The organism is Roseomonas sp. KE0001, from assembly GCF_016107285.1.
Classification (GTDB): domain Bacteria; phylum Pseudomonadota; class Alphaproteobacteria; order Acetobacterales; family Acetobacteraceae; genus Pseudoroseomonas.
Genome location: NZ_RCVQ01000031.1, coordinates 1 through 3,535 on the forward strand (window position 1 = coordinate 1; position 3,535 = coordinate 3,535).

At 68.3% G+C, this 3,535-nt stretch carries 3 protein-coding genes; 1 reads left to right on the forward strand and 2 read right to left on the reverse strand.

Features of this window, described 5'->3' with window-relative positions:
- The coding region (locus tag D9598_RS20775) for an ABC transporter substrate-binding protein (RefSeq protein ID WP_198368387.1) at positions 1 to 1,226 on the reverse strand (1,226 nt) is incomplete at its 3' end.
- 355 nt (positions 1,227 to 1,581) lie between these two features.
- Positions 1,582 to 2,259 (reverse strand): thermonuclease family protein, encoded by a 678-nt coding sequence (locus D9598_RS20780; RefSeq protein ID WP_198368388.1) that lies wholly within the window; start codon positions 2,257 to 2,259, stop codon positions 1,582 to 1,584.
- 285 nt (positions 2,260 to 2,544) lie between these two features.
- Here D9598_RS20780 and D9598_RS20785 point away from each other — a divergent pair, with 285 nt between their 5' ends.
- Complete coding sequence (locus D9598_RS20785) at positions 2,545 to 3,453, forward strand: 3'-5' exonuclease (protein ID WP_198368389.1); 909 nt, start codon at positions 2,545 to 2,547, stop codon at positions 3,451 to 3,453.
- The last annotated feature ends 82 nt before the right edge of the window (positions 3,454 to 3,535 follow it).

The window sequence follows — 3,535 nt, forward strand, 5'->3', positions numbered from 1 at the left end:
CGGCTGACCACCTGCCGGCTATCGCCTGGATTCATGCGCAGGCGGATCCCGATCTGCGCCAGGTTCGCCTGAATGGCCTGGGCGATGTCGGCAAAGGGTGCCTCAGCGGTGTAGTCGAAGCTTGCCTCGAAACCCTCGGCCAGTCCTGCCTTGGCCATCAGCGCTCTTGCGGCCTCCAGATCCTGTCGGAACGGCGTGTCGGTCAGCGCTCCAGGAAGGCCCTGCGGCAGGATGCTCTGGTTGATGGCGTAAGTGGTGGGAACGACGTTCCGCTGGATGCCCTCGTAATCCACCGCCAGCTTGATGGCCTGGCGAACTTCCGGCAGGGCCAGTTGTGGCAGCTTCTGGTTCAGGGACAGGTACATGACGCTGGCCCGTCGCTGCGCGTGCACCTTGAAGCGGGCATCCTTTGCGACTTGGCGGATTTGCTCCGGACCCAGGTTCCGAGCGATGTCCACGTCGCCGCGCTGCAACCCTAGGAGCTGCACGGAGGGATCGGCCATGTGCCGGATGACAACGCGGCGTGTCGCAGGTGGCTCGGCTGCGTGCGGGTTCGCGTCCATCATGATGCTCTCATTGGCACGCCAGGCGCGCAGCATGTAGGGACCGGAGCCAGCGGTGTTGGCCTTCAGCCATGCATTGCCCAGGTCATCCCCCTGGGCGTTCGCCATGGCCGCGGCCTTCTCGATGACGCTGCCAACCACGGCGGAAAGGCAGAACAGCAGGAAGCTCGGCGCTGTCGGCTCAGCCAGTTGCAGCACCAGTGTGCGCGGGTCAGTGGCGCGGATCCGTTCCGCCACATTGTCGCGGGTGAAGCCGAACTGGTTGATGATGAAGGCGGGAGATTTGTTGAGGATCACGGCACGGCGCAGCGACCATGCGGCATCCTCCGCCGTCACCGGGTTGCCGGAGGCGAAGCGCGGGCCTTCCTTGATGCGGAAGGTCACGGTGCGGCCATCCTCCGATACGTCCCAGCGTTCGGCCAATTCGCCGGTCAGCTTGGCGGGATCGTTGTTCGGCGAGGTCACCAGCTTCTGATAAACGTTGCCGCAGATCTCCGCGCCACTCCATTCGAAGCTCTCGCCTGGATCCACACTGGTGAGATCGCTGATCTGCTTGGCGACGACCAGCACGCCGGCGGGGGTCTGCGCCAACGCTGACTGGTTCCCAGGCATGGCAAATGTGCTGGCGCAAAGTGCCAGCCAGGCGCGGCGTGTCAGCAGCATCAAACCTATCCTTCCAGATGTAGGAAACTCTAGTTGATTACAGCGGCGCGACAAGCCGCAGTGGCATGTGTTCCGGAAGGCGCTGGCCCTGCTGGCGCGTGGCGGAAGAAGGTTCGGCGGTCACCACCGCGTGGCCGAGCGAGGTGAGCCAAGCCGCGTCGTGGCCGCTGCCGGCACCGTTGTGAGCAGGGGGGCGGAGGCTGTGGGAGCAGGTCGCGCCACCAGCTATGCAGCACCTCAGGCCGCACCGCCTCATAGCGCGGCACCAGGATTGGCCTGCGCGTCATACCAGGACATCAGCCGAGTATCGCCACGGGCCGTGGTGCCTGCCAAGCCAGTGGCCATGTCTGCAGCCCTACCGGCAGAGGCTCTCGCAGGGTACGCCGTCGCGATCGCCATCCAGCCGGCTCAGCCCGCATTGCTGCAGGTGAAACCGCGCCTCGGCGCAGCTCGACATCTCGCGGTACAGGCGCTTGCCGCCGCAAGTGAAGGCCGCTGATCCGGTGGCTGCCGAAGCCCGGGGCAGGGGCGCAGGCGCCGGCTGACTGGATTGCCCCTGCCGGCGCCACTGCCAGGGCGGCACCCGCTCCCCCTCCGGCAGCGCCCAGAGGCCGCGTTTGGCCTGCTTGGCCTCCTCCTCCAGCGCCAGCAGGGAGCGGTCGCGCAGATACTGCCGGTACACCCAGGCCTGGCCCTGGCGGACCATCTCGGCATTGGCGTTCAGCCGGTCGACCCACACCGTACCCACCGTGCGGCCATAACGGTCGGTGTCCTGCACCGTCACCACCACCGCCTGGCGGAACACCAGGGTGGACAGCGCCTGCTGCGCCCGGCTGCCCCAGGGCTGGCGGCTTTCCGGGGCGTCGATCTCCGCCAGCCGCACCCGGACCTGCCGCTTGTCCGGCGTCAGCAGGGTCAGGGTGTCGCCATCGCTGATGCCCACCACCTCGCCGCGCAGCTTCGCGGCCAGAGCCGGGAAGGAGAGCAGCAGGAGAAGAAGGGCAGGGGCGAGCAGCAGGCGCGAAACAGGCATGGCGGCAGACAGGATCCACAGTGACAGCACCAGAACACAAACCGCCCGGCGGATGGCTCCGGCCGGGCGGATGGGTTCTGCTTGCCCCCCTCTACACCGGCCCGAAGGCCCGTGGCGATGCAATTAGGGTCCGTCGTCGCTTGGAGCGTTCACCACGCCGCCGCAGTACGATCCTTGTAGCAGGCGCTGGTGAACGGCCGGTTAAAGCGGCAGGGAAAAACGGAACCGGCTTCAGGAGCCGCCCAGCCCTGGATCAGCAGCCTGGGGCAGGGCATGAGGGGCGGCATGCTGTCCCACGATGCCGCTGACGCCGATCTGGAAGCCATGGCCGCCACCCTGGAGGCCAGCGGCCGCTACCGGGTGCTGCGGCGGGTCGAGCCGTGCCCCTCCGTGGAGCCGCCACCCGGCACCCCCACCCGCCGCGGCCTGCTGCTGGATCTGGAAACCACCGGGCTCGACCCGGCGCAGGACGAGATCATCGAATGGGCCATGCTGCCCTTCACCTATGGGCTGGATGGCACGCTCTACGGCGTCGGCGACGCGTTCAGCCGGCTGCGCCAGCCCTCCCGGCCGATCCCGCCGGCGGTCACCGAGCTGACCGGCATCACCGACGAGATGGTGGCCGGGCAGCGGGTCGACCCGGAGGAGGTGGCGGCCTTCGCCGCGCCGGCGGCGCTGGTGATCGCGCACAATGCCCGCTTCGACCGGCGCTTCGCCGAGCGGTTCTGGGCCGGCTTCGCCGGCAAGCCCTGGGCCTGCTCGATGGAGGGGGTGAACTGGGCGGCGGAGGGCTTCGAGGGCACAAGGCTCGGCTATCTCGCCATGCGCTGCGGACTGTTCTTTGGCGGGCACCGGGCGGTGCATGACTGCCAGGCGACGCTGGCGATCCTGGCGCGGCCGCTGCCACGCTCCAATGTCACTGGCCTCGCCGCCTTGCTGGACAGCGCCCGGCAGGCCTCCTGGCGGATCTGGGCGGTGGAGGCGCCCTTCGAGCGGAAGGACCGGCTCAAAGCGCGCGGCTATCGCTGGAACGGCGAGGCAACAGAACGGCAGCCGCGCGCCTGGTACCGCGATGTGGCCGAGGCCGAACAGGAGGCGGAGCTCACCTTCCTGCGGGAGGAGATCTATGGCCGCGCGGTGGAGTTGCCGATGCAGCGGATCACCGCCCGGGACCGCTACTCGGAGCGGGCATGAAAAGGCGCCGGAACAAGGATGCTCTGACGGCGCCGCGGCCTCCTCATGGTTCTAACCGATGCCTGAGGCACCGAGGCGGCTT